The organism is Actinacidiphila acidipaludis (assembly GCF_019890725.1).
GTDB classification, from domain to species: Bacteria; Actinomycetota; Actinomycetes; order Streptomycetales; family Streptomycetaceae; genus Actinacidiphila; species Actinacidiphila acidipaludis.
The window spans coordinates 99,901-123,775 of the sequence record NZ_JAINZZ010000007.1; the positions used below are offsets into that span (position 1 = coordinate 99,901).

18 protein-coding genes are annotated in these 23,875 nt (G+C 72.8%); 11 read left to right on the plus strand and 7 right to left on the minus strand.

The window, feature by feature from the left end; all coding sequences use genetic code 11:
- The first annotated feature begins 57 nt into the window (after positions 1 to 57).
- The 5 genes from K7862_RS08765 (at position 58) to K7862_RS08785 (ending at position 6,659) form a co-directional block, all read left to right on the plus strand.
- A complete protein-coding gene (locus tag K7862_RS08765; RefSeq protein WP_222961877.1) occupies positions 58 to 2,136 on the plus strand; it encodes an MMPL family transporter in 2,079 nt (692 codons plus the stop codon).
- Positions 2,137 to 2,930: 794 nt separating this feature from the next.
- Positions 2,931 to 4,235, plus strand: coding sequence for a sensor histidine kinase (locus K7862_RS08770; protein ID WP_222961878.1), 1,305 nt, complete (start codon positions 2,931 to 2,933; stop codon positions 4,233 to 4,235).
- Complete coding sequence (locus tag K7862_RS08775; RefSeq protein ID WP_222961879.1) at positions 4,232 to 4,924, plus strand: response regulator transcription factor; 693 nt, start codon at positions 4,232 to 4,234, stop codon at positions 4,922 to 4,924. The genes K7862_RS08770 and K7862_RS08775 overlap by 4 nt, the downstream gene beginning before the upstream one ends.
- A 103-nt stretch (positions 4,925 to 5,027) precedes the next feature.
- A complete protein-coding gene (recO, locus tag K7862_RS08780) occupies positions 5,028 to 5,774 on the plus strand; it encodes a DNA repair protein RecO (RefSeq protein ID WP_222961880.1) in 747 nt (248 codons plus the stop codon).
- Positions 5,775 to 5,801: 27 nt separating this feature from the next.
- On the plus strand, positions 5,802 to 6,659 hold the full coding sequence (locus K7862_RS08785) for an isoprenyl transferase (protein ID WP_222961881.1): 858 nt from the start codon (positions 5,802 to 5,804) through the stop codon (positions 6,657 to 6,659).
- A 45-nt stretch (positions 6,660 to 6,704) separates the two neighbouring features.
- Here the strand turns inward: K7862_RS08785 and K7862_RS08790 are convergent, their stop codons facing one another.
- Entirely contained in the window at positions 6,705 to 7,175 is a 471-nt protein-coding gene (locus K7862_RS08790; RefSeq protein ID WP_222961882.1) for a Fur family transcriptional regulator, read from the minus strand.
- Positions 7,176 to 7,402: 227 nt separating this feature from the next.
- Here K7862_RS08790 and K7862_RS08795 point away from each other — a divergent pair, with 227 nt between their 5' ends.
- Positions 7,403 to 8,785, plus strand: coding sequence for a glycine--tRNA ligase (locus K7862_RS08795; RefSeq protein ID WP_222961883.1), 1,383 nt, complete (start codon positions 7,403 to 7,405; stop codon positions 8,783 to 8,785).
- Positions 8,786 to 8,848: 63 nt separating this feature from the next.
- On the opposite strand, the gene K7862_RS08800 is transcribed toward K7862_RS08795, so the two are convergent.
- The 3 genes from K7862_RS08800 to K7862_RS08810 all read right to left on the minus strand — a co-directional run bounded on the left by K7862_RS08800 (position 8,849) and on the right by K7862_RS08810 (position 12,609).
- Positions 8,849 to 9,421 carry a hypothetical protein gene (locus K7862_RS08800; RefSeq protein WP_222961884.1) on the minus strand — a complete coding sequence of 191 codons (573 nt, stop codon included), beginning with the start codon at positions 9,419 to 9,421 and terminating at the stop codon, positions 8,849 to 8,851.
- A gap of 314 nt (positions 9,422 to 9,735) precedes the next feature.
- On the minus strand, positions 9,736 to 10,749 hold the full coding sequence (locus K7862_RS08805; RefSeq protein ID WP_222961885.1) for an aldo/keto reductase: 1,014 nt from the start codon (positions 10,747 to 10,749) through the stop codon (positions 9,736 to 9,738).
- Between the two features lie 390 nt (positions 10,750 to 11,139).
- On the minus strand, positions 11,140 to 12,609 hold the full coding sequence (locus K7862_RS08810; protein WP_262412857.1) for an MFS transporter: 1,470 nt from the start codon (positions 12,607 to 12,609) through the stop codon (positions 11,140 to 11,142).
- 125 nt (positions 12,610 to 12,734) lie between these two features.
- Here K7862_RS08810 and K7862_RS08815 point away from each other — a divergent pair, with 125 nt between their 5' ends.
- Entirely contained in the window at positions 12,735 to 13,673 is a 939-nt protein-coding gene (locus K7862_RS08815) for a helix-turn-helix transcriptional regulator (protein WP_222961886.1), read from the plus strand.
- 33 nt (positions 13,674 to 13,706) lie between these two features.
- Here K7862_RS08815 and K7862_RS08820 read toward each other — a convergent pair whose 3' ends face one another.
- Together K7862_RS08820 and K7862_RS08825 are read right to left on the minus strand one after the other, a co-directional pair.
- The gene (locus K7862_RS08820) at positions 13,707 to 14,198 is read right to left on the minus strand and encodes a MarR family winged helix-turn-helix transcriptional regulator (RefSeq protein WP_222961887.1); all 492 of its coding nucleotides are present in this window, start codon (positions 14,196 to 14,198) and stop codon (positions 13,707 to 13,709) included.
- The gene (locus K7862_RS08825) at positions 14,195 to 15,625 is read right to left on the minus strand and encodes an MFS transporter (RefSeq protein ID WP_222961888.1); all 1,431 of its coding nucleotides are present in this window, start codon (positions 15,623 to 15,625) and stop codon (positions 14,195 to 14,197) included. The genes K7862_RS08820 and K7862_RS08825 overlap by 4 nt, the downstream gene beginning before the upstream one ends.
- Positions 15,626 to 15,731: 106 nt before the next feature.
- Here K7862_RS08825 and dusB point away from each other — a divergent pair, with 106 nt between their 5' ends.
- Together dusB and ppdK are read left to right on the plus strand one after the other, a co-directional pair.
- A complete protein-coding gene (gene dusB / locus K7862_RS08830) occupies positions 15,732 to 16,910 on the plus strand; it encodes a tRNA dihydrouridine synthase DusB (protein WP_222961889.1) in 1,179 nt (392 codons plus the stop codon).
- A 435-nt stretch (positions 16,911 to 17,345) separates the two neighbouring features.
- Positions 17,346 to 20,084 carry a pyruvate, phosphate dikinase gene (ppdK, locus tag K7862_RS08835; protein ID WP_222961890.1) on the plus strand — a complete coding sequence of 913 codons (2,739 nt, stop codon included), beginning with the start codon at positions 17,346 to 17,348 and terminating at the stop codon, positions 20,082 to 20,084.
- 170 nt (positions 20,085 to 20,254) lie between these two features.
- Here the strand turns inward: ppdK and K7862_RS08840 are convergent, their stop codons facing one another.
- Entirely contained in the window at positions 20,255 to 20,899 is a 645-nt protein-coding gene (locus K7862_RS08840) for a PhzF family phenazine biosynthesis protein (protein ID WP_222961891.1), read from the minus strand.
- Between the two features lie 145 nt (positions 20,900 to 21,044).
- On the opposite strand from K7862_RS08840, the gene K7862_RS08845 reads away from it, so the two are divergent.
- Together K7862_RS08845 and K7862_RS08850 are read left to right on the plus strand one after the other, a co-directional pair.
- Positions 21,045 to 22,106 (plus strand): LacI family DNA-binding transcriptional regulator, encoded by a 1,062-nt coding sequence (locus tag K7862_RS08845; RefSeq protein WP_222961892.1) that lies wholly within the window; start codon positions 21,045 to 21,047, stop codon positions 22,104 to 22,106.
- Between the two features lie 316 nt (positions 22,107 to 22,422).
- Entirely contained in the window at positions 22,423 to 23,865 is a 1,443-nt protein-coding gene (locus tag K7862_RS08850) for a glycoside hydrolase family 10 protein (RefSeq protein WP_222961893.1), read from the plus strand.
- The last annotated feature ends 10 nt before the right edge of the window (positions 23,866 to 23,875 follow it).

The following is a 23,875-nucleotide window of genomic DNA, read 5'->3' on the forward strand; positions in this document are numbered from 1 at the left end:
CCGCATCCGCGGGGACGCTGGTGCACGTCTCACCAGCCGATCCCGAGGAGCCCTGCGATGCGGGCCGAGCCGACTTCCCCGCCCTCCCCACCCACCCGGCCGTCCCCGGCGCCGGCCGCCGCCCGCACCCGGCGGCGCGCCCTGCCCTGGGCGGTCATCGCCCTGTGGATCGCCGTCCTCGCCGTCGCCGGAGTGTTCGCCGGCAGGCTCGGCGGGGTCAAGCACGACGAGAACATCGACTACCTGCCCGCGAGCGCCCAGTCCACCCAGGTCGCCCGGATCCAGCAGACGATGCCGGGCGGCGGCGCCACCGACCTCGTCCTGGTCTACCGGCGCGCCGGCGGGCTGACCGCCGCCGACCTGACCGCGGTCCAGCGGCAGACCGCCGCACTGGCCGCCGCGTACCCCGTCGCCGGCGCCGCACCGCACACCGTCACCGCGAAGGACGGCCGCACCGCGATGGTGCCGGTGGCCATCGCGCAGGGCGCGGGCAAGCCGGAGGACGTGGTCGAGCGGGTCCGCGCCCGGCTCGCCGACGGACGGCCGGCGGGGCTGACCGTGCTGGTCGGCGGCCCGGGAGGGGCCGACGCCGACGCCAAGGGGGTGTTCGCCAGCATCGACGGCACCCTGCTGCTCTCCACCGCCGCGGTCGTCGCCCTGCTGCTGATCCTGACCTACCGCAGCCCGTTCCTGTGGCTGGTGCCGCTGGCCGTCGTGGGTGTCGCCGCGGGCACCGCGATGGCCATCACCTACGGCCTGGTCGAGGGCTTCGGGCTGACCGTCTCCAGCATGAGCTCCTCGGTGATGACCGTGCTGATCTTCGGCGCCGGTACCGACTACGCCCTGCTGCTGATCTCCCGTTACCGCGACGAACTGCGGCGCACCGCCGAGCCGTACGCGGCGATGGCGGCGGCGCTGCGGAAGGTCGGACCCGCCGTGCTCACCTCGGCCGCGACCGTCGTCGCCGGGCTGCTGTGCCTGCTGGCCGCCGACCTCAACAGCAGCCGCGGACTCGGGCCGGTCGGCGCGGTCGGCATCCTGTGCTCTCTCGCCGCGATGACGACGCTGCTGCCCGCGGTGCTCGTGCTGCTCGGTCGGCGGGTGTTCTGGCCGCTGATCCCCGCGTACGGGAGCCCGTCGCGAACCGGGCGCGGGCTGTACCACCGGATCGGCGCGGTCGTCACCCGGCGGCCGGTGGCCGTACTGGCCGCGTCCCTCGCGGCGGTCGGCGCCCTCGCCCTGGGCCTCGGCAACCTCCCGGGCGCGCTCGGGCAGGACGACGCCTTCACCACCACGCCCGACTCGGTCGCCGCCGACCGGATCCTGCACGACGCCTTCCCCGGGCGCAGCACCCAGGCGGTGACGGTCGTCATCCCCACCGCGAAGGCCGCGGCGGCCACCGACGCGGTACGGACGACGGCCGGCGTCGCCGGCACCGCGCCCGGACGCAGCGCGGGCGGCTGGACGGAGATCGCCGTCTACCCCTCCGCCATCCCCGACAGCGCGGCCGAACACGGGACCATCCGGCGACTGCGGGCGGTCACCGCGGCCGACCACGGACTCGTCGGCGGGGCCAGCGCGCAGCGGATGGACACCGCGTCCACGTCGTCGCGGGACCGCGCACTCGTCGTCCCGCTGGTGCTGGGCGCGGTGTTCCTGCTGCTGGCCGGGTTGCTGCGCAGCCTCGTCGCGCCCCTGCTGCTGACCGCGGCGATGGTCGCGGTGTGGGCCGCCGCGCTCGGCATCGGCGGCCTGCTGTTCGGGCCCGTGCTGGGCCTGCACGGCATGGACCCCGGGCTGCCGCTGCTCAGCTTCGTCTTCCTGGTCGCCCTCGGCGTGGACTACGGCATCTTCCTGATGCACCGCATGCGGGAGGAGAGGCTCGGGGGCGCGGAGCCGCGCCGCGCGACGGTCACCGCGCTGGAGGCCACCGGCGGGGTGATCGCGTCCGCGGGCATCGTGCTGGCCGCGACCTTCACGGTGCTGGCGTCGCTGCCGCTGGTGATGATGGTGGAGATGGGGGTGGTGATCGCGCTCGGCGTGCTGCTCGACACGTTCGTGGTACGCACGCTGGTGGTGCCCGCCGCGGCGGTCCTCCTCGGGCCCCGCCTCTGGTGGCCCAACCGCCCCGAGTAATGGGCTGCCCCCGGCTTCCCCTGTTCGGCTCCCGGGGTGCCCCGCGGGGGTGCGTTCCGGGCCTCCGCCCGGTGGTGGGTTGCTCGCGCTGGGGGCACCTCCCGGACGAAGTCTGGGGGACCCCGCGCCCCTTTCGGGGCTCGTCCTGCCCCTTGCGGTGCGTTGCCGTCTACTGCGCCGTCGTGGCTGTTCGCGCAGTTCCCCGCGCCCCTGAATCACGTGCCGTTCGTCCACTTGCCGGGGGCAGTCCGGAAGCGTCTCCTCGGACTTGTGCGTGACCGTTCTTTTGTCCGGCTGGGCGGGTGGGTGCACAAGTCCTTGCGGGGAGCGCTTCCTCCCCACCCCCTTGGTGGTCCATGGGACCGCCTGGGCAGGACCGGGGTACCCCGGTAACACCCCCTGCGGCCACTTTCACTGCCAGGGGGTGGGGAGGAAGCGCTCCCCGCAGGAATGTGCATCCGCCCGGGTCAAGGTGTGGAAGAACCCGTCATGCACAGTCCGAGGAGACGCTTCCGGACTGCCCCCAACAGACGAACGAACGGCAAGCGATAACAGGGGCGCGGGGAACTGCGCGACAAGCCACGACGGCGCAGCAGTCGGCAACGCACCGCAAGGGGCAGGGCAAGCCCCGAGTGCCCGAGCCCAGCGGCAGGCGGGAACGCACCGCAAGGGGCAGGGCGTGGCCCGGGTAGGTTCGGGGCAGCCCGGAGGCGGGGGAAGGGCGAGCCGTCGCCCGGGGAGGGAGGGAAAGGGTGAACGTGGTGGTGCGCCAGGGCGCAGCCCGACCCGTTGGGATGCGCGACGCAACAATCGCCGGAACCGTCTTCCTCGCCGAGGCGGCCCAAGCCCTGCTCCTGCCGGAGGGCGACGTCAGCCACCGCCCGGACGCCCTCGGCTGGCTCCTGCTGGCCGGCAGCGCCGCCGTCCTGCTGTGGCGGCGCCGCGCACCGATGTGGTGCCTGCTGGGCATGGTCGCGTGCGTCGCGCCGTACCACTACCTGCAGTACGTCCAGCAGGCGCCGATCCTCTCCAGCATGGTCGCCCTGTACGCGCTGGCCGTCGCGGGGCCGCCGCGCCGCACGTTCCTGGTCGTCCCGACCGTCGTCCTCGCGATGGCCTCGGTGATGCTGGCCATCGGCAAGCCCGACGCCGGAACGGAGATGCTGCAGAGCGCCGGCTGGATCGTGGCCGTCGCGGTCGCGGGGGAGGTCGTCCGCATCCACCGCAACTACGTGGCGGCCATCACGGAACGCGCCGAGCGGGCGGAACGCACCCGGGAGGAGGAGGCGGCGCGGCGGGTCGCGGAGGAGCGGCTGCGGATCGCCCGCGACCTGCACGACCTGCTCGCCCACAGCATCACGCTGATCGGTGTGCAGACCTCCGTCGCCGCACACATCCTGGTCGCCGACCCGGAACGCCTGGACCGCGCCGCCGTCGCCTCCGCGCTGGACGCCATCGCGGACACCTGCCGCGAGGCCCGCGCCGAACTGCGTACGACGCTGCGGGTGCTGCGCGCCGACGGCGACGGGCCGCTGCCGGATCTCGCGGGTCTGCCGTCCCTGGCCCGGGCGGCGGAGGCGGCCGGCGCACAGGTCGCGCTGACGGTGGACACCGGCACCCAACCGGTGCCGCCCGCGGTCGGCGCGGCCGCCTACCGGATCGTCCAGGAGTCCCTCACCAACGCCGTGCGGCACGCCGGACCGGCCGACCCGCACGTGACCGTCACCATCGGCGTGAGCGGGGAGGGCGGCGGCCTGCGCCTGGAGATCACCGACGACGGCGGCCGGCCCCCGCGCGTCCCCGCCCAGCGCCCCCAGCAGGTGCCGGGCGCCGCCCCGCACGAGACCTCCGCGGGCATCAGCTCCGGAGCCGGCCCGCGCGGCGACCGGGCGGAGCCCGAGCCCGTTCCCAGCGGTCCGGAGGACTCCGAGCGGCCCCCGGCCGGCGGGCGGCCCGCGGGATACGGCATCGCGGGGATGCGCGAGCGGGCCCGCAGCGTCGGCGGCAGCCTCACCGCCGGGCCGCGGGCGGACGCGCCGGGCTTCGCCGTGACCGCGGACCTGCCGTTCACCACCGACACCCACGGAGAACCGCGATGACCTCGCCGCAGCCCATCCGGGTGCTGCTCGCCGACGACCAGACGCTGGTGCGGGCCGCGTTCGCGATGCTCGTGGAGTCCGCCCGCGACATGGAGGTCGTCGGGCAGGCCGCCAACGGCCTGGAGGCCATCGACCTGGCCCGCAGCGAGCGCGCCGACGTGATCGTCATGGACATCCGGATGCCCGAGCTCGACGGCATCGCGGCCACCCGGCGGATCGCCGCGGACGACGACCTCGCCGGGGTCCGCATCCTGGTGCTCACCACCTACGACGACGACGCGAACGTGCTGGCGGCGCTGCGCGCGGGCGCGTCCGGCTTCCTGGTCAAGGACACCCGGCCCGCGGACCTGCTGGACGCCATCCGCACGGTCGCGGCGGGCGACGCGCTGCTGTCGCCGGGGCCCACCGCCCGGCTGATCGCCCGGGTGCTGCGGCTGCCCGACCGCCCCCCGGCCGCGGCCCCGGCGCCGGCCGCGCTGGCCTGCCTGTCGGAGCGGGAGCGCCAGGTGTTGACGCTGGTCGCCCGTGGCCTGAACAACGCCGAGACCGGTGAGGCGCTCGGGCTGAGCCCGCTCACCGCCAAGACCCACGTCAGCCGGATCATGGGCAAGCTCGGCGCCCGCGACCGGGCCCAACTGGTCATCGTCGCCTACGAGTCGGGCCTGGTGGCGCCGGGCACGGACCGCTGAGCGCGACGCCGCGGTCGCACGTGGCGGCGGGCGGGCCGCCCGGAGCCGGACCCGTTCTCCGGGCCCGGCCCCCATCGCTCCCGCCGTACGGGAGAATGGGCGCATGAGTCTGTTCCGCGACGACGGCATCGTGCTGCGCACCCAGAAGCTGGGCGAGGCGGACCGGATCATCACGCTGCTCACCCGGCGCAACGGCCGGGTGCGGGCGGTCGCGCGGGGCGTGCGCCGCACCAAGTCGAAGTTCGGGGCGCGGCTGGAGCCGTTCAGCCACGTCGACGTGCAGTTCTTCGCCCGCGGCGGGGAGCTGATCGGCCGCGGCCTGCCGCTGTGCACCCAGGGCGAGACGATCGCCCCGTACGGCAGCGCCATCGTCAGCGACTACGAGCGGTACACCGCGGGCACCGCGATGCTGGAGACCGCCGAGCGCTTCACCGACCACGAGGGCGAGCCGGCGGTGCAGCAGTACCTGCTGCTGGTCGGCGGCCTGCGCACGCTCGCCGCGGGTGAGCACGACCCGCGGCTGGTGCTGGACGCCTTCCTGCTGCGCTCGCTGGCCGTCAACGGTTACGCGCCCAGCTTCGACGACTGTGCGAAGTGCGGCATGACCGGGCCGAACCGGTTCTTTTCGGTCGGCGCGGGAGGAGTCGTCTGCGGCGACTGCCGGGTGCCGGGAAGCGTCGTACCCTCCAGGGAGTCACTGGAACTGCTCGGCGCGCTGCTGGGCGGCGACTGGGAGACCGCGGACGCCTGCGAGCCGCGCCACTGCCGTGAGGGCAGCGGGCTGGTCGCGGCCTACCTGCAGTGGCACCTGGAGCGCGGACTGCGGTCGCTGCGGTTCGTGGAGAAGTAGCTCATACCCGTCAGGAGAAGCACGACCATGGCACGTCGCGGGATTCTGGCCCGTTCCCGACCCTCGTACCGGACGCCCGACCCGCACCCCTCCGGCGCGCAGCCGCCGAAGATCCCCGGTGAGCTGGTGCCCAAGCACGTCGCGGTCGTGATGGACGGCAACGGCCGCTGGGCCAAGGAGCGCGGGCTGCCCCGCACCGAGGGCCACAAGGTCGGCGAGGGCGTCGTTCTGGACGTGCTCAAGGGCTGCCTGGAGATCGGCGTGAAGAACCTGTCGCTGTACGCGTTCTCCACCGAGAACTGGAAGCGCTCGCCGGAGGAGGTGCGCTTCCTGATGAACTTCAACCGGGACGTGATCCGCCGCCGCCGCGACGAGATGGACGAACTGGGCATCCGCATCCGCTGGGTCGGCCGGATGCCGAAGATGTGGAAGTCCGTCGTCCAGGAGCTCCAGGTCGCCCAGGAGCAGACGGTCGGCAACGACGCGATGACCCTGTACTTCTGCGTGAACTACGGCGGCCGGGCGGAGATCGCGGACGCCGCCCAGGCCATCGCGCGGGACGTCGCCGAGGGCCGGCTGGATCCGTCCAAGGTCAACGAGAAGACCTTCGCGAAGTACCTGTACTACCCGGACATGCCGGACGTGGACCTGTTCCTGCGCCCGAGCGGCGAGCAGCGCACCTCGAACTACCTGATCTGGCAGAGCAGCTACGCCGAGATGGTGTTCCAGGACGTGCTGTGGCCTGACTTCGACCGGCGCGACCTGTGGCGGGCCTGCCTGGAGTACGCGCGCCGCGACCGCCGGTTCGGCGGGGCGCTGCCCAACGGCGGCCGGGACGGGGAGCCCGGGGACGGCGCCGGGGCCGCTGCCGAGGGCACGGCGTAGGCGGCTGAGGGGCAGGGCGTTCGGCGGCCCGGCCGGGGGCGGGGGCTACGTCCCCGCCGGAGTCGCCGCGGCCGTCGAGCACTCCGCGCAGGTCCCGAAGATCTCCAGGGTGTGCGCCACGTCGACGAAGCCGTGCTCGGCGGCCACCGCGCCGGCCCAGTTCTCGACCGCGGGCCCGGCCACCTCGACGGCCTTGCCGCACGACCGGCAGACCAGGTGGTGGTGGTGCCCGCCGCCCGAGCAGCGCCGGTAGACCGACTCGCCGTCGCCGGTGCGCAGCACGTCGATCTCGCCCGCGTCGGCCAGCGACTGCAGGGTGCGGTAGACCGTCGTCAGCCCGACGGAGTCACCGCGGTGCTTGAGGATGTCGTGCAGGTCCTGGGCGCTGCGGAACTCGTCCACCTCGTCGAGGGCGGCCGCCACCGCGGCCCGCTGCCGCGTCGAACGGCCGGGCACGGTGTGCTTGGTGGTGCTCACCGGGTTCTCCTCTCGTCCGGGCGAACGGGCCGCAGGCATCGCGGTTCCGGGCGCGTCCGGCGACGGGGGTCGCGCAGGTGTCCGGGTGCCTGTCATTGTGCCAGGTGCGCGGCGCCGCGGGGCGGACGCCCCGAGCCCTGTTGTATATGATAGTCGTTTTCATTTCGTGTCGCGTCCTTGCTGGTGGAGGATTGGATTTGATACGCGCCCCGCACCCGCCGGTAATCTGGGACAACTGACCGCTTCGTCGTACTGAAGAGAGCACCGTGGCCGCCGACAAGATCGACACCATCGTCAGCCTGAGCAAGCGCCGTGGCTTCGTTTTCCCGAGCAGCGAGATCTACGGCGGCTCCAAGGCCGCCTGGGACTACGGACCGCTCGGCGTCGAGCTCAAGGAGAACATCAAGCGCCAGTGGTGGCGTGCCATGGTCACCTCGCGCGACGACGTGGTGGGCATCGACTCGTCGGTGATCCTCGCCCCCGAGGTGTGGGTGGCCTCCGGTCACGTCGCGACCTTCTCCGACCCGCTGACCGAGTGCACCTCCTGCCACAAGCGCTACCGCGCGGACCACCTGGAGGAGGCGTACGAGGCCAAGCACGGCAAGCTTCCGGCGAACGGCCTGGCGGACGTCAACTGCCCCAACTGCGGCACCAAGGGCGCCTTCACCGAGCCCAAGCAGTTCTCCGGCATGCTGTCGACCCACCTCGGCCCGACGCAGGACGCCGGCTCGCTGGCCTACCTGCGGCCGGAGACCGCGCAGGGCATCTTCGTGAGCTTCGCCCAGGTGCAGATCACCTCGCGCAAGAAGCCGCCGTTCGGCATCGCCCAGATGGGCAAGTCGTTCCGCAACGAGATCACGCCCGGCAACTTCATCTTCCGCACCCGTGAGTTCGAGCAGATGGAGATGGAGTTCTTCGTCAAGCCGGGCGAGGACGAGAAGTGGCACGAGTACTGGATGCAGGAGCGCTGGAACTGGTACACCGACTTGGGCCTGCGTGAGGAGAACATCCGCTGGTACGAGCACCCGGCGGAGAAGCGCTCGCACTACTCCAAGCGCACCGTCGACATCGAGTACCGCTTCAAGTTCGGCGGCCAGGAGTTCAGCGAGCTCGAGGGTCTCGCCAACCGCACCGACTACGACCTGTCCGCGCACTCCAAGGCGTCCGGCCAGGACCTGTCGTACTTCGACCAGGAGGCGGGCGAGAAGTGGTTCCCGTACGTGATCGAGCCGGCCGCGGGCGTCAACCGCGCCATGCTGGCCTTCATGCTCGACGCGTACAGCGAGGATGAGGCGCCGAACGCCAAGGGCGTGATGGAGAAGCGCACGGTCATGCGGCTCGACCCGCGGCTGGCGCCGGTCAAGGTGGCCGTGCTGCCGCTGTCCCGCAACCCCGAGCTGTCCCCGAAGGCCAGGGGTCTGGCCGCCGCGCTGCGCAAGCACTGGAACATCGAGTTCGACGACGCGGGCGCCATCGGCCGCCGCTACCGCCGCCAGGACGAGATCGGCACGCCGTTCTGCGTCACGGTGGACTTCGACACCCTCGAGGACAACGCGGTCACCGTGCGCGAGCGCGACTCGATGAAGCAGGAGCGGGTCTCGCTCGACCAGGTCGAGAGCTACCTCGGCTCCCGTCTGCTCGGCTGCTAGGGCCGGCTCCGCAGGACGTCCGGAGCCCGGTGGGAACGCTCTCCCACCGGGCTCCGTGCCGTCTCAGCGCCGGTCGCCGGCGCGTTCCTCCACCGCGGTGGCCCCGGAGACCCGGGCCACCGAGGTCGAGGAACGGACGGCGAGCAGGGCGCAGACGGCGGCCAGCGGAAGTTCGGCGGTGCCGGCCATGATCAGGGCGACCGTCAGGTCGCCGCCCGTGGAGGTTGCGACGTCGAACCACGCGTCGACCACCAGCAGCATCGCGGTGGCGGCCGCGGCCACCACCCGCAGCGGGTGCCGCCGCAGCGTCAGCACGCCGGTGGTGACCAGCCCGGCCGCCTCCATCGTGTCCAGCCCGACCCAGGCCGCCATCCAGTGCGGCGCGGTCGCCGTCGCCGGCAGCGTGGTGGCCAGTACCACCAGCCACGGCACCAGGGCGATGCCGCAGGCCACCAGCACGTAGGCGGGCCAGCGCGGGCAGGGCCGCTCAGGCCGCTCCTGGGCGGGGCTCGTGCCGGCCGGCACGCGGGGCGCGGGGAGCGAGACGGGCGGGGCGGGTGCGGCGTGCGCGCCATGGGCCACAGGCAGCTCGATCACGTCCGCCGTCCCCGGCGTGGACACTTCGCTCACCGACATCGTCCGACTCCTTCCAGCCCCCGCCACGAGGCGACAACAGCGACGCCCCCCATGAGTCTTCCTTCGCCCCGATGTGACCGCAGTAACGTCCCACTTGCCACAGCCTCCGCACGGCCCCCGACAAGTGGACGAACGGCAAGCGATACCAGGGGCGCGGGGGCCGCCAGGCTTCGCCCGGCAGGTGCCCGCAGCGCGAGCGACCCGCCACCGGGCGGCGGACGGCGACGGCGGGCCGGGGCAGCCCGGAAGCCGATGGGGGACGGGGAGCCCCGGGGCCTGAAGCGTGTGCGGGTGCCGCTGGGGAGGGGCGAACCCTAGCGGGAGGCGGACCGTTCACTGTCGAGGTGCGCCATCTGCCCCGCGTCGTACCGCGTCCCGGCCACCGCCCCGGCGGGCACCGCCTGCCCGATCGCCGCCAAGTCCTCCTCGGAGAGGGTGACGTCCAGCGCCCCGAGCGACTCCGCGAGCCGGTCCCTGCGGCGGGCGCCAATCAGCGGCACGATGTCCTCGCCCCGCGACAGCACCCAGGCGATGGCGGCCTGCGCGACCGTCACGCCCTGGCCCTCGGCCACCGCCCGCAGTGCCTCGACCAGCACGAGGTTGCGGTCCAGGTTCTCCCCGGAGAACCGCGGGCTGCGACTGCGGAAGTCGTCCGCCCCGGTGCTGCGTTCCCGGCTCCAGTGCCCGCTGAGCAGCCCGCGCGACAGCACCCCGTACGCCGTGATGCCGATGCCCAGCTCCCGCGCGGTCGGCAGGATCTCGTCCTCGATGCCGCGGGAGAACAGGCTGTACTCGATCTGCAGGTCGCTGATCGGCGCGGTGGACGCGGCCCGCCGCAGCGTCTCCGCGCCGACCTCGGACAGGCCGATGTGCCGGACCCGTCCCGCCTGCACCTCCTCGGCGATCGCGCCGACCGTCTCCTCGATCGGCACGGCCGGGTCGACCCGGGCGATCCGGTAGACGTCGACGTGGTCGGTGCCGAGCCGGTTCAGGGAGTACGCGAGGAAGTTCTTCACCGCGCCGGGCCGGCCGTCGTACCCGTGCCAGGCCCCGTCCGCGTCCCGCAGCGCCCCGAACTTGACGCTGATCAGCGCCTGTTCGCGACTGCCGGGCCGGGCGCCCAGGGCGTCGCGGATGAGCAGCTCGTTCAGGCCCATGGCGTAGAAGTCGCCGGTGTCCAGCAGGGTGACGCCCGCGTCCAGGGCGGCGTGGATGGTCGCGATCGACTCGGCGTCGTCGGCCTCGCCGTACACGGCCGACATGCCCATGCAGCCGAGCCCGATCGCCGAGACGGCCGGTCCGGTGGTGCCGAGAGTGCGGGTACGCATGCGGGTCCATACCTTTCTTCGTGGGGATGCTCTGGTCGTTCGTAGGATCGGAGCACCCAGGGGTGCTGGGTGTGGCTGACATGCGGGAGCCGTTGAGATGGCTCAAGGAGATTGGCCGCCCAGCACCCGCGACGACTCGACCGCTCATTGGGATACGCGAACTGAATCTCCTTCAGGCGGTCGTACGGGAGTGGGGCCGGGAGAACGTGCGGGCCGGACGGCGGGTGCGGGCCGGGCCGCCCCAGGAGCCACCCTGGCACACGGCCCGGCGCTTCCCCCGCCCCGGCGCCCGGCCCGCCGGGTACGTGTCCCGGCCGGGGCCCGACACCCGGGCGAAGGTGCGGCCCCGTGCCCGGGTGGAGCGACCTGCCCCGGGCCCCGAGTGGAGCCTCACTTCACGGTGCGCGGCAGCCGATACGTCATCGCCGTGGTGAGGACGACCGCTCCGACCTGGGCCAGCAGGGCCCACACCAGGGCGTCCCGGACGCCGATCGACGAGGACAGCGTCAGGAACAGCGTGCCGAGGGTGGCGACGCCCAGCGCGAGGCTGGACTGCTGGGTGGTGGCCATCGCGCCGCCGCCGACACCGGCCTGGGCCGGCGGGATCTCGCTGAGCACGATCCGGAAGATCACCGGGAGGACGAAGCCCTGGCCGAAGCCGGCGAGCGCCATGCCCGGTGCGAGCGCCCAGATGCCCAGGTGCGGCCAGCCCCAGAAGAAGGTGCCGGCGAGGACCAGCAGGCCGATGCCCTGGATGACCGAGCCGCCGGTCACCGTCAGGCGGCCGAAGCGCGCCACGGCCCGCGGGCCGAGCAGCGAGGCGGCGAAGAACGCCGCGCACAGCGGGACCAGCGCCGCGCCCGCGGCCAGCGCCCCGAAGTGCAGGCCGTTCTGCATGGCCACGGCGAGGACGAACATGAAGCCGCCGAAGCCGAGGCAGAACGGGACGATGAGCAGCAGGCCGCTGCGGACGCTGTGCAGCCGTACCAGGGAGGGCGGCAGCAGCGGGTTGCCGCCGGTGCGTTCGCCGCGCATCTCGACCGCGGTGAACGCGGCGGCCAGCAGCGGCGACAGGGCCAGCAGCACCCAGGACCACAGCGGCCAGCCGGCCGCGCGGCCCTCGGTGAGCGGGAGCAGCAGGGTGATCAGGGTCGCGCCGAGCAGCACCGTGCCCGGGCGGTCGATGCGGGCCGGGTGCTGCGAGCGCGTCTCGGGCACCGCCTTGAGGGCCAGCACCAGCGCGACCGCCGCGACCGGCACGTTCACCAGGAAGATCGCGCGCCAGCCGCTGCCCGCGATGTCCGCGGAGACGAGCACACCGCCCAGCACCTGGCCGACGACGCTGGCCACGCCCGCGGTCGCACCGTAGTAGCTGAGCGCCTTGCCGCGCCGGCTGCCGGAGGTGGCGGCCTGGATGGTGGCCAGGGCCTGGGGCAGCAGCAGCGCGGAGGCCGCGCCCTGGGCCACGCGGGCACCCACCAGGGTCCAGGCGTTGGGCGCGATGCCGCAGGCCAGCGAGGTCAGGGCGAAGGTCGCCAGGCCCCACAGGAAGAGGGTCCGGCGGCCGAACATGTCACCGAGCCGGCCACCGAGCACCAGCAGCACGGCGTAGGCGACGCCGTACCCGGCCACCACCATCTCCAGCACGGCGGGGCCGGCGTTCAGGTCGCGGTCGATGGTCGGCAGGGCGACGTTGACGATGAAGAAGTCCACCATCGGCAGCGCGGCGCCCAGCAGGATCGTCAGCAGGCCCAGGGTGCTGAGCGCCGGGGCCGGGGGGTGCGCGGCGGCGGACGGGGTTGTTCCGGCGGGGGCTCCGATGCGGGTCACGCGGGGCAGCACCTGAGCCCGGGACGTCATGGTCTGTTCCATTCGGTCGTTCACGTGATCCACACTGGACCCCATCTCAGGGGGGTACCAGAGACCGTTTATCCAGGTATAGAGACCACCTGGCAACCGGCTGCCCGATGCCGCACCCTGGGAACATGAGCGGGAACACGAGTGTTTTGCCCCCCACGGCCGGAGCCGCCCCCGCCCCGGCCGCGGACGTCCCGGTGGCCGCGGCCGCCGAGAGCCGCCGCCGTGAACTGGCGTCGTTCCTGCGCAGCAGGCGCGAGCGGATCGCGCCGGAGCAGGTGGGGCTGCCGCCCGGGCGCCGGCGCCGCACACCGGGGCTGCGCCGCGAGGAGGTCGCGCAGCTCGCCGCGGTGGGGGTGACCTGGTACACGTGGCTGGAGCAGGCCCGCGACATCCAGGTGTCCGGGCAGGTCGCCGACGCGATCGCCCGGGCGCTGATGCTCGACAACACCGAGCGCCGGCACCTGTTCACCCTGGCCGGGGCCCCGGACCCGCATCCGCACCAGGACTGCCCGGGTATGTCGTCCGCGGTGCGGTTGATGCTGGACCGGCTCGAGCCGCTGCCGTCCGCGGTGGTCAACGGGCGGTACGACGTCGTCGCGTACAACCGCACGTACGGGCGGCTGGTCACCGACCTGGACGCGCTGCCGCCGGAGGACCGGAACCTGATGTGGCTGGCCTTCACCGACCCGCTGTGGCGGGAGCGGATGGTCGACCGGGAGGAGAACATCCGGCTGATGGCCGCGAAGTTCCGCGCGTCGATGGCGCAGCACCTGGCCGAACCGGCGTGGAAGGCGCTGCTCAAGCGGCTGCAGCAGGGGTCGCCGGACTTCTGCGAGATGTGGGAGCGGCACGAGGTGCTGCAGCCGGACAGCCACATCAAGCGCTACCTCAACCCCGAAGTGGGTCTGCTGGCGTTCGACTTCACCCACCTGTGGCTGGGGCCGGGCCCCGGCCCGCGGCTGGTCACCTACACCCCGGCGGACGACACCACGCGGGAGCGTCTCGACCGGCTGCACGCCCTGGTGACGGCCGGCGCCCCGGCGCCCGTTCCGTCGTCCCGGTGACGCCCCCAGCGCCCCCGGTCGCCCCCGGGGCCGTCAGCCCTCGCCGGAGGCCGTCAGCGCCGCGGTGATGCGGTCCAGGGCCGCGAGGTCGTCGGCGGCCAGGTCCCGCAGCACCGGCGGCGGGGTGCCCAGGATCGCGTCGGCCCGCGCGGCGGCCGCCGCGCCCTCCGGCGTGGCCGTGACGATCTTGCAGCGGCGGTCGGTGGGGTGCGGGTGGCGCTCGACGAGCCCGCGCTTGGCCAGGTCGTCGACGACGACCGTCAGGTACGGGCGGTCGCTGCCGAGCTCGGCGGCCAGCTCGCTCATCCGGGAGGGCCGGGCGGCGATCCGCCGCAGCGCCTTCACGCGGAAGAAGCTCATGCCGAGCGCGTCGGCGGTCTCCTTGCGGCGCTCGTTCTGCTCCAGCACCAGGGTCCGCAGCCTGCGCCACACCCGCTCGGCGGTCTCACCGGCGGTGCCCGTCTGCCCGGTCCCCGCGACCGCGCCCGTGGCGTCGGTCCTCGTGGCGTCCGTCTCGGTCGTCATGATGCGCCCACGGTAGCGCGGGATTCCGCGGCCCGGTCGGCCTCGGGCGTCATCAGCGCCGCCGCCGTGCGCTCGGCCGTGCCGCGCGCCCAGCGGCCGGTGGTCAGCAGGCCGAGCACCAGCACGGACAGGCCGCAGCCGGTGATGATCCACCACGCGCCCTCGTGCAGACCCGCGGCCAGCGCGGCGCCCAGCACCGCGACGCCCAGCGACTGGCCGACCTGGCGGCTGGTGGAGGCGACCGCGGCCGCCACACCGGCCTGGGCCCGCGGCATGCCGGAGACCGCGGTGTTGGTGATCGGCGCGTTCACCAGGCCGAAGCCGATGCCGAACAGCACGTACGAGGTGAACAGCAGGGCGTCGGAGGACTGGGCGTCCAGCGCCGCGAAGAGCACACCGCTGGCCGTCATGGCGGCGCCGGCCAGCGCCAGCGACAGCCGCGGGCCGCGGCTGCCGACGATGCGCCCGGACAGCGGCGCGAAGGTCAGGCACATCAGGGCCATCGGCACCATGTACAGGCCGGCGTCCAGGGCGGACAGGCCGCGCTGGTCCTGGAGGTACAGGGTGTTGAGGAAGAGGAAGCCGCCGAGCGCGGCGAAGGCGCTCACCGCGATGACCGTCGCGCCGCTGAAGGGCGCGCTGGCGAAGAACCGGGTGTCGATCAGCGGGTCCTTGCGCCGCGGCTCATAGACCGCGAGGGCGGCCACGGCCAGCGCTGCGACGACGAAGCAGCCGATGATCAGCGGCGACGTCCAGCCGGCGTCGGCGCCCTCGATGATGCCGTAGGTCAGGGTGCCGAGCAGGGCGATGACCAGCAGTTGGCCGACCGGGTCCACCCGGCGGGCGCGCGGCGCGCGGGACTCGGGGACGAAACGGGCGGTGAGCAGCAGCGCGGCCAGGCCCACCGGCAGGTTGATCCAGAAGATGGAGCGCCAGCCGACGGACTCCACCAGCGCGCCGCCGACGATCGGCCCGGCCGCCATGCTGATGCCGACGACGCCGCCCCACACGCCGATGGCGCGGGCCCGCTCACGCGGGTCGGAGAAGGTGTTGGTGATGATCGACATGGCCACCGGGTTGAGCATCGAGCCGCCCACCGCCTGGACCATGCGGAAGGCGATCAGCCAGCCGAGGCTCGGCGCGAGGCTGCACAGCAGCGAACCGACGGTGAAGACGACGAGCCCGCTCTGGAAGACGCGCTTGCGCCCGATCCGGTCGGCGGTCGACCCGGACAGCAGCAGCAGGGAGGCGATCACCACCAGGTAGGCGTCGATCGTCCACTGCAGCCCGGAGACGCCGGAGTGGAAGTCCCTCTGCAGCGACGGCAGAGCCACGTTCAGGATCGTGTTGTCCAGGCTCACGATCAGCAGGCTCATGCAGCAGATCCCCAGGACGAGAAGGCGCTGCCGGTAGGTCAGGTCGGGCATGGGGCGCGGTTCCTCGGAGTTCCTCAGATTGTTTGTACGCGTGTAATCATTACTACCGTACAACCGACTGACGGGCTGCCGTGCCCGGTACGCGACAATGGTCGGCATGACCGTTGACGCCACCTTGAGCCGCCCTGCCGCGGGCACCCTGGAGATCGGCCCGCACACCGTGTCGCCGCCGGTGGTGCTCGCGCCCATGGCGGGCATCACCAACGCGCCCTTCCGCACGCTGTGCCGCGAGTTCTCCGGCGGCAAGGGCCTGTTCGTCAGCGAGATGATCACCACCCGCGCGCTGGTCGAGCGCAACGAGAAGACCATGCAGCTGATCCACTTCGACGCGACGGAGACCCCGCGCTCGATCCAGCTCTACGGCGTCGACCCGGTCACCGTCGGCAAGGCCGTCCGGATGATCGTGGACGAGGACCTCGCCGACCACATCGACCTCAACTTCGGCTGCCCGGTGCCCAAGGTCACCCGCAAGGGCGGCGGTTCCGCGCTGCCGTTCAAGCGCAACCTGCTGCGGGCGATCCTGCGCGAGGCGGTCGGCAACGCGGGCCGGCTGCCGGTCACCATCAAGATGCGCAAGGGCATCGACGACGACCATCTGACGTATCTGGACGCGGGCCGGATCGCCGTGGACGAGGGCGTCACGGCGATGGCCCTGCACGGCCGCACGGCCGCCCAGCACTACGGCGGCACCGCCGACTGGGACGCCATCGCGCGGCTGAAGGAGCACGTCCCGGAGATCCCGGTGCTCGGCAACGGCGACATCTGGTGCGCCGAGGACGCGGTGCGGATGATGCGCCGGACCGGCTGCGACGGCGTGGTCGTCGGACGCGGCTGCCTGGGGCGGCCGTGGCTGTTCGGCGACCTCGTGGCGGCCTTCGAGAAGGGACCGGACGGCACGCCGGTGTCCGGCCCGGCGGCCCCGCACTTCGGCCAGGTCGCGGTCGTGATGCGGCGGCACGCGGAACTGCTCGGCCAGTGGCTGGGCGACGAGTCGCGCGGCGTCGTCGACTTCCGCAAGCACGTGCCCTGGTACACCAAGGGCTTCTCGGTCGGCTCCGAGCTGCGCCGGTCGCTGGCCACCGCCTCGTCACTGGCCGAACTGGACGACCTGCTGGGGCAGCTCGACCACGAGCAGCCGTGGCCCGCCCACGCCGACGGCCCGCGCGGCCGTACCGCCCCCGGCAAGCGCGTGGTGCTGCCGGACGGCTGGCTGGACGACCCGTACGCGTGCGCGGTGCTGGGCGAGGACGCGGAGGCGGACACCTCCGGCGGCTGATCCGCCCCGGCGGTCCGCCGCCCCGGCCCGCTCCTGCGGGTGATCTGCGTAGGTTCGCTACGTCCGCGATATGAGACGCGCTGTCCAGGCGGCACGTGATTCGCGCCACGCCTGATCATGCATTCGCTCAGATGAGCGCACATGTGAGCCGTCCATCTCTCGAATGCCGAGCCCTCCCGCGGTGACCGCTGTCTCCATCCGGCAGCGGTCATCGTCACTCAGCGTGTGCAGATGCCGCTCGCGATCTCGCTCAGCGCCGCAATGCGTTCGAGTTGTGAACGCGCGCTAACCACGGTCGGGTGACTCGCCGACTTTCGATCTGTCGGCAGACGGGCGGTTACACCCGTGTGTCGTGGTGATGGACGTACTTCAGAGCCTTCGAGATGGGTACGCTCCCCGCCGTCAGGGCATCCAGCACGCGAGGAGTCGAGGCCCGTGCCGTCGCGACCGAAGCAGCAGAAGTTCGTCTACGACTTCACTGAGGGCAACAAGGACCTGAAGGACCTGCTCGGCGGGAAAGGTGCGAACCTCGCCGAGATGACCAACCTCGGTCTGCCCGTTCCTCCCGGGTTCACCATCACCACCGAGGCCTGCAAGGAGTACCTGGAGTCGGGACGCGAGCCGGCCGGCCTGCGCGACGAGGTGAGTGCGCACCTCGACGCCCTGGAGCAGCGGATGGGCAAGAAGCTCGGCCAGGCCGACGACCCGCTGCTGGTGTCGGTGCGCTCGGGCGCGAAGTTCTCCATGCCCGGCATGATGGACACCGTCCTCAACATCGGCCTGTCCGACGCCTCCGTGGCCGGTCTGGCCGCGCAACTGGGTGACGAGCGCTTCGCCTGGGACTCCTACCGCCGCCTGGTCCAGATGTTCGGCAAGACCGTGCTGGGCGTGGACGGCGACCTGTTCGAGGAGGCCCTGGAGAACGCCAAGCGCGCCAAGGGCGCCGACAGCGACCTCGGCCTGGACGCCGCCGACCTGCGGCAGCTCGTCGACGACTTCAAGGCGATCGTCGCCAAGGAGGCCGGCCGGGAGTTCCCGCAGGAGCCGCGCGAGCAGATGGACCTCGCGGTCTGCGCGGTCTTCGACTCCTGGAACACCGAACGCGCCAAGCTCTACCGCCGCCAGGAGCGCATCCCCGGCGACCTGGGCACCGCCGTCAACATCTGCTCGATGGTCTTCGGCAACCTCGGCCCCGACTCCGGCACCGGCGTCGCCTTCACCCGCGACCCGGCCAGCGGCCAGCAGGGCGTCTACGGCGACTACCTGCAGAACGCCCAGGGCGAGGACGTCGTCGCCGGCATCCGCAACACCGTGCCGCTCGCGGAGCTGGAGACCATCGACAAGACGTCGTACGACCAGCTCATGCGGATCATGGAGACCCTCGAGACGCACTACAAGGACCTGTGCGACATCGAGTTCACCATCGAGCGCGGGCACCTGTGGATGCTGCAGACCCGGGTGGGCAAGCGCACGGCGGCCGCCGCGTTCCGGATCGCCACGCAGCTCGTCGACCAGGGCCTGATCGACGAGGCGGAGGCGCTGCGCCGGGTCAACGGCGCGCAGCTCGCCCAGCTGATGTTCCCCCGGTTCGACCACGAGGCCACCGACAGCGGGCAGATCAAGCGCATCGGCTGGGGCATCGCCGCCTCGCCCGGCGCGGCCGTCGGCAAGGCGGTCTTCGACTCCTACACGGCGGTCAAGTGGTCGCGCTCGGGGGAGAAGGTCATCCTGATCCGCCGCGAGACCAACCCCGACGACCTCAACGGCATGATCGCCGCCGAGGGCATCCTCACCTCCCGCGGCGGCAAGACCTCGCACGCCGCCGTCGTCGCCCGCGGCATGGGCAAGACCTGCGTGTGCGGCGCGGAGGAACTGGAGGTCGACACCAAGCGGCGCCGGCTGACCGCCACCGGCCCCGACGGCAAGCCCGTGGTGATAGAGGAGGGCGACCTGGTCTCCATCGACGGCTCCTCCGGCAAGGTGTACCTCGGCGAGGTCCCCGTGGTGCCGTCGCCGGTCGTGGAGTACTTCGAGGGCCGCATGCACGCGGGCGCCGACGAGGCCGACGAACTCGTGCGGGCCGTGCACCGGATCATGGCCTACGCCGACCGGGTCCGCCGGCTGCGGGTGCGGGCCAACGCCGACAACGCCGAGGACGCCTCGCGGGCCCGGCGCTTCGGGGCCCAGGGCATCGGACTGTGCCGCACCGAGCACATGTTCCTCGGCGAGCGCCGGGAGATGGTCGAGCGGCTCATCCTCGCCGACACCGACACCGAGCGCGACCAGGCGCTCGGCGCCCTCCTGCCGCTGCAGCGCGACGACTTCGTCGAGCTCTTCGAGGCGATGGACGGACTGCCGGTCACCGTACGGCTGCTGGACCCGCCGCTGCACGAGTTCCTGCCCGACATCACCGAGTTGTCGGTGCGGGTGGCGCTCGCCGAGTCCCGCAAGGACGCCAACGAGAACGACCTGCGGCTGCTGCAGGCGGTGCACAAGCTGCACGAGGCCAACCCGATGCTGGGCCTGCGCGGGGTGCGCCTCGGCCTGGTGATCCCCGGGCTGTTCGCCATGCAGGTCCGGGCGATCGCGGAGGCGGCCGCGCACCGGATGGCGGCCAAGGGCGACCCGCGGGCGGAGATCATGATCCCGCTGGTCGGCACCGTGCAGGAGCTGGAGATCGTGCGGGACGAGGCCGACCAGGTCATCGCCGAGGTGGAGGCCGCGACGGGAACGCGGCTGCGGCTGGCCATCGGCACGATGATCGAGCTGCCCAGGGCGGCGCTGACCGCCGGGCAGATCGCGGAGGCCGCGGAGTTCTTCTCCTTCGGCACCAACGACCTGACCCAGACGGTGTGGGGCTTCTCGCGCGACGACGTGGAGGCGTCCTTCTTCACCGCGTACCTGGAGAAGGGGATTTTCGGGGTTTCGCCCTTCGAGACCATCGACAAGGACGGCGTGGGCTCACTGGTCCGCGCTGCTGCCGCAGACGGCCGGGCGACCCGACCCGACCTGAAGCTCGGCGTCTGCGGCGAGCACGGCGGTGACCCGGAGTCGGTGCACTTCTTCCACGAAGTGGGCCTGGACTACGTGTCCTGCTCCCCGTTCCGCATCCCGGTCGCCCGCCTGGAGGCCGGGCGGGCGGCGGCGAAGTCCGCACCGGCGGACACCCGTTGACCATCTGACCGGGCCGGGCCCGGACCGCCGGCGGAGGCCCTTGCCCTGGGGCCGACCCTCACCGGCCGGCGGCCAGGGACCCGGCCCTCCACCGCCGGGGGCGGCGTTTCGTGCGGAGACGCCGCCCCCGGCTCCTCGTGCCCGGACCTTGCCGGCCGGGCGCGATGCGGTCAGGCGGGGAGGACGTGGCCGCCGACGTCGACGGTGGCGTCCGGGCCGGGGCGGGTCAGGATGCGGGACGCGGCGCCCTGGTGGATGGTCAGGGGGCGGCCGAGGAGGGCGGTGAGGACCGTGGCGGCGGCCCCCGTCGCCTCGTCCTCCACGATGGCGTCCCCGCGCCGCGGGAAGGCGCGGGCGCGCACCGCACCGGCGGCCTCGTCGGACCACGCCCAGGCGTAGAGCCAGCCCTCGCCGGGCGGCGGCGCGGGCAGGGCGTCCACGGCGGCGGGGGAGTCGTACCGCTCCATCAGGCGCCCGGGGGCCCAGGCGGCGCGGCCACGGATCCACACCACACCGTCGGCGCCGGTCCAGGTGGGCACCTCGCCGGCCGGCGGCCGCAGCACGCTCACGCCGAGCAGCGAGGCGACGCCCACCAGCGGGTGCCCGGCGAACGGCAGTTCCACGCTGGGGGTGAAGATCCGCACACGCCCCTGTCCCGGATCGTCGACGAACACCGTCTCGCTGTAGCCGAGCTCGGCCGCCAGGGCCTGCCGGTCCGCGGGCGGCACCGAGGCGCCGTCGCGCACGACGCCCAGCAGGTTGCCCCCGGCTCCGCCGGGACCGGTGAACACGCGCAACACCTCGACGTCGGTCATGGCGGCATTCAACCACCCGCTCCGTGTTGACTCTCGGTCGCGAATGTTTCGCTCAGGTTGCCGAATGGTAGAAAGTCGCTGATGGACACCCTCCGGGCCTTACCGGCATCGGACAGAACCCGCCGCTGCGGCTACGATCGCAGGCATGAGTGCCCCCAGCGTGCAGCAGCCCCGCGATGACCAGCCGGAAATCCCGACCGATGGCACGGCCACGCTTGCCGAGATCGCCCGGGCCGCCGGCGTCTCGGCACCGACTGTTTCGAAGGTCCTCAACGGCCGCGGCGACGTCGCCCCCGCGACCCGCAGCCGGGTCGAGGAGCTGCTCCGCGCCCACGGCTACCAGCGGCGACGCGGCAGCGTGCAGCCTGCGCCCCTGCTCGACCTGGTCTTCCACGAGCTGGAGAGCTCCTGGGCGATGGAGGTCATCCGCGGTGTGGAGAACGTGGCCCGGCAGGAGGGCCTGAGCGTGGTGCTCTCGGAGTCCGCGGGCCGGCTGAGCCCCGGCCAGACCTGGGTGGACGGCGTGCTGGCCCGCAGGCCGACCGGCGTGATCCTCGTGCTGTCCGGCCTCGACCCGGCCCAGCGCGCCCAACTCACCAGCCGGGACATCCCGTTCGTGGTGCTCGACCCCGCGGGCGACCCCGGCGAGGACGTGCCCGCGATCGGCGCCACCAACTGGCAGGGCGGTCTCGCCGCCACCCGGCACCTGCTCGAACTCGGGCACCGCAGGATCGGCGTCATCGGCGGCCCGGCCGGCATCATGTGCAGCCGCGCCCGCATCGACGGCTACCGCGCCGCCCTGGAGACCGCGGGCGTCGCCTACGACCCCGCACTGGTCAAGGCCGGCGACTTCCACCACGAGGCCGGCTACACCAAGGGCCTGGAACTGCTGCGGATGCCGGACCGCCCCACCGCCGTCTTCACGGGCAACGACCTCCAGGCCCTCGGCCTGTACGAGGCGGCCCGCGAACTCGGCCTGCGCATTCCGCGCGACCTGAGCGTGGTCGGCTTCGACGACCTGCCGCTGGCCCGCTGGATCAGCCCGCCGCTGACCACGGTGCGCCAGCCGCTGACGGAAATGGCCGAGGCCGCCGCCCAGCTCGTGCTCGACCTCAGCCGTGGCCACCAGCCGAGCACGCTGCGGGTGGACCTGGCGACCCGGCTCGTGGAGCGGGCCAGCAGCGCGGCGCCCCGGCAGGACGGCTGACCTACCCCTTCCGGCCCGGCCCGGCCCGGCCCGCACGCGGACCCGGACCGCGTCTGGTCCGTGTCCGGTCCGTGTCCGGTCCGCCCGGTTCATGGGAGCGCTCCCGCGCCCTGGCCTGCACTGTCTGTCGAAACTGTTGACGCTCGGGAGGGGTGACACTAGGGTCTCGCCGCTGATCGGAACGACCCGCGAAACGTTCGACGACCGCTCCCCGGTGGCGCCCCTCCGGCCCCGCGGGCCGGCCCGCTCGCCCCCGCATCTCCCGCTCGGCCGAACTGCCCGATCCAATCCCCCACTTGGAGAGAGGTACTTCCCGATGTTCTCGAAGCGCACCCTGAGATCCGCCCTCGGCGGGTCCGGCGTCGCCCTGCTGGCCGCCGCGGCCGCGGTCGTGTCGCTGACCATCCCCTCCGCGCAGGCGGCGGGCACCCCGCTGCGGGACCTGGCCGCCGCCAAGGGCGTCTACATGGGCACGGCCCTGATGCAGAACGAACTCACCGGCACCTCGGGGTCCATCGCCGCCGCCCAGTTCGACTCGGTCACCCCCGGCAACGAGATGAAGTGGGAGTCGGTCGAGCCGACCCGCGGCACCTACAACTGGGGACCGGCCGACCAGATCGTCGCCTTCGCCCAGGCCCACGACATGCAGGTCCGCGGCCACAACCTGGTGTGGCACAGCCAGCTGCCCAACTGGCTGACCTCGGGCAGCTTCAGCAACGGCGACCTGCACGCCATCATGATCAAGCACGTGACCGACGAGGTCACGCACTTCAAGGGCGAGGTCGTCCACTGGGACGTCGTCAACGAGCCGTTCAACGAGGACGGCACCTTCCGCTCCGACCTCTGGTACAACCAGCTCGGTTCGTCGTACATCGCCGACGCCCTCACCGCCGCGCACGCCGCCGACCCGGGCGCCAAGCTCTACATCAACGACTACAACATCGAGGGCCAGAACGCGAAGAGCAACGCGATGTACAACCTGGTCAAGTCGCTGAAGGCGCAGGGCGTGCCGATCGACGGCGTGGGCTTCCAGGCGCACTTCATCCTCGGCCAGGTGCCGTCCGACTTCAAGGCGAACCTGCAGCGCTTCGCCGACCTCGGCGTGGACGTCGCGGTCACCGAGCTCGACGTGCGGATGCAGCTGCCGTCCGACGCGACCAAGCTCCAGCAGCAGGCGGCCGACTACACCACGGTGATGAACGACTGCCTGGGCGTCTCCCGCTGCAAGGGCGTCACGGTCTGGGGCTTCACCGACGCCACCTCCTGGGTGCCCAGCACCTTCCCCGGGCAGGGCGCGGCCACCCCGTACGACGAGAACTACCAGCCGAAGCCGGCGTACACCGCGATCCAGACGGCGCTCGGCGGCACCACCACGACGCCTCCGACCACACCTCCCACCACGCCTCCGACCACACCGCCCACCACGCCGCCCGGCGGTTCCGGCTGCGCGGTGACCTACGGCGTCAACCAGTGGAACACCGGCTTCACCGCGAACATCACCGTCAGGAACGGCGGTTCGGCCGCGGTCGACGGCTGGACCCTGAAGTGGACGCAGTCCTCGGGCACCCAGACCGTGACCCAGGCGTGGAACGCGACGGTGACCAGGTCCGGCACCGGCTACACGGCGACAAACCTCTCCTACAACGCCGCCATCCCGGCGGGCGGTTCGACGAGCTTCGGGTTCAACGCCGACTGGTCGGGAGCCAATCCCGCTCCGGCCGGTTTCACGCTGAACGGGGCCGCCTGCAGCGTCAGTTGATCCGGCGGCC

Bases quoted from the DNA above. Each gene is read 5' to 3' on its own strand.
- K7862_RS08765 (WP_222961877.1), top strand. From the start codon at position 58: ATGCGGGCCGAGCCGACTTCCCCGCCCTCCCCACCCACCCGGCCGTCC.
- K7862_RS08770 (WP_222961878.1), top strand. From the start codon at position 2,931: ATGCGCGACGCAACAATCGCCGGAACCGTCTTCCTCGCCGAGGCGGCC.
- K7862_RS08775 (WP_222961879.1), top strand. From the start codon at position 4,232: ATGACCTCGCCGCAGCCCATCCGGGTGCTGCTCGCCGACGACCAGACG.
- recO (WP_222961880.1), top strand. From the start codon at position 5,028: ATGAGTCTGTTCCGCGACGACGGCATCGTGCTGCGCACCCAGAAGCTG.
- K7862_RS08785 (WP_222961881.1), top strand. From the start codon at position 5,802: ATGGCACGTCGCGGGATTCTGGCCCGTTCCCGACCCTCGTACCGGACG.
- K7862_RS08790 (WP_222961882.1), bottom strand. From the start codon at position 7,175: ATGCCTGCGGCCCGTTCGCCCGGACGAGAGGAGAACCCGGTGAGCACC.
- K7862_RS08800 (WP_222961884.1), bottom strand. From the start codon at position 9,421: ATGTCGGTGAGCGAAGTGTCCACGCCGGGGACGGCGGACGTGATCGAG.
- K7862_RS08805 (WP_222961885.1), bottom strand. From the start codon at position 10,749: ATGCGTACCCGCACTCTCGGCACCACCGGACCGGCCGTCTCGGCGATC.
- K7862_RS08810 (WP_262412857.1), bottom strand. From the start codon at position 12,609: ATGACGTCCCGGGCTCAGGTGCTGCCCCGCGTGACCCGCATCGGAGCC.
- K7862_RS08815 (WP_222961886.1), top strand. From the start codon at position 12,735: ATGAGCGGGAACACGAGTGTTTTGCCCCCCACGGCCGGAGCCGCCCCC.
- K7862_RS08820 (WP_222961887.1), bottom strand. From the start codon at position 14,198: ATGACGACCGAGACGGACGCCACGAGGACCGACGCCACGGGCGCGGTC.
- K7862_RS08825 (WP_222961888.1), bottom strand. From the start codon at position 15,625: ATGCCCGACCTGACCTACCGGCAGCGCCTTCTCGTCCTGGGGATCTGC.
- dusB (WP_222961889.1), top strand. From the start codon at position 15,732: ATGACCGTTGACGCCACCTTGAGCCGCCCTGCCGCGGGCACCCTGGAG.
- K7862_RS08840 (WP_222961891.1), bottom strand. From the start codon at position 20,899: ATGACCGACGTCGAGGTGTTGCGCGTGTTCACCGGTCCCGGCGGAGCC.
- K7862_RS08845 (WP_222961892.1), top strand. From the start codon at position 21,045: ATGAGTGCCCCCAGCGTGCAGCAGCCCCGCGATGACCAGCCGGAAATC.
- K7862_RS08850 (WP_222961893.1), top strand. From the start codon at position 22,423: ATGTTCTCGAAGCGCACCCTGAGATCCGCCCTCGGCGGGTCCGGCGTC.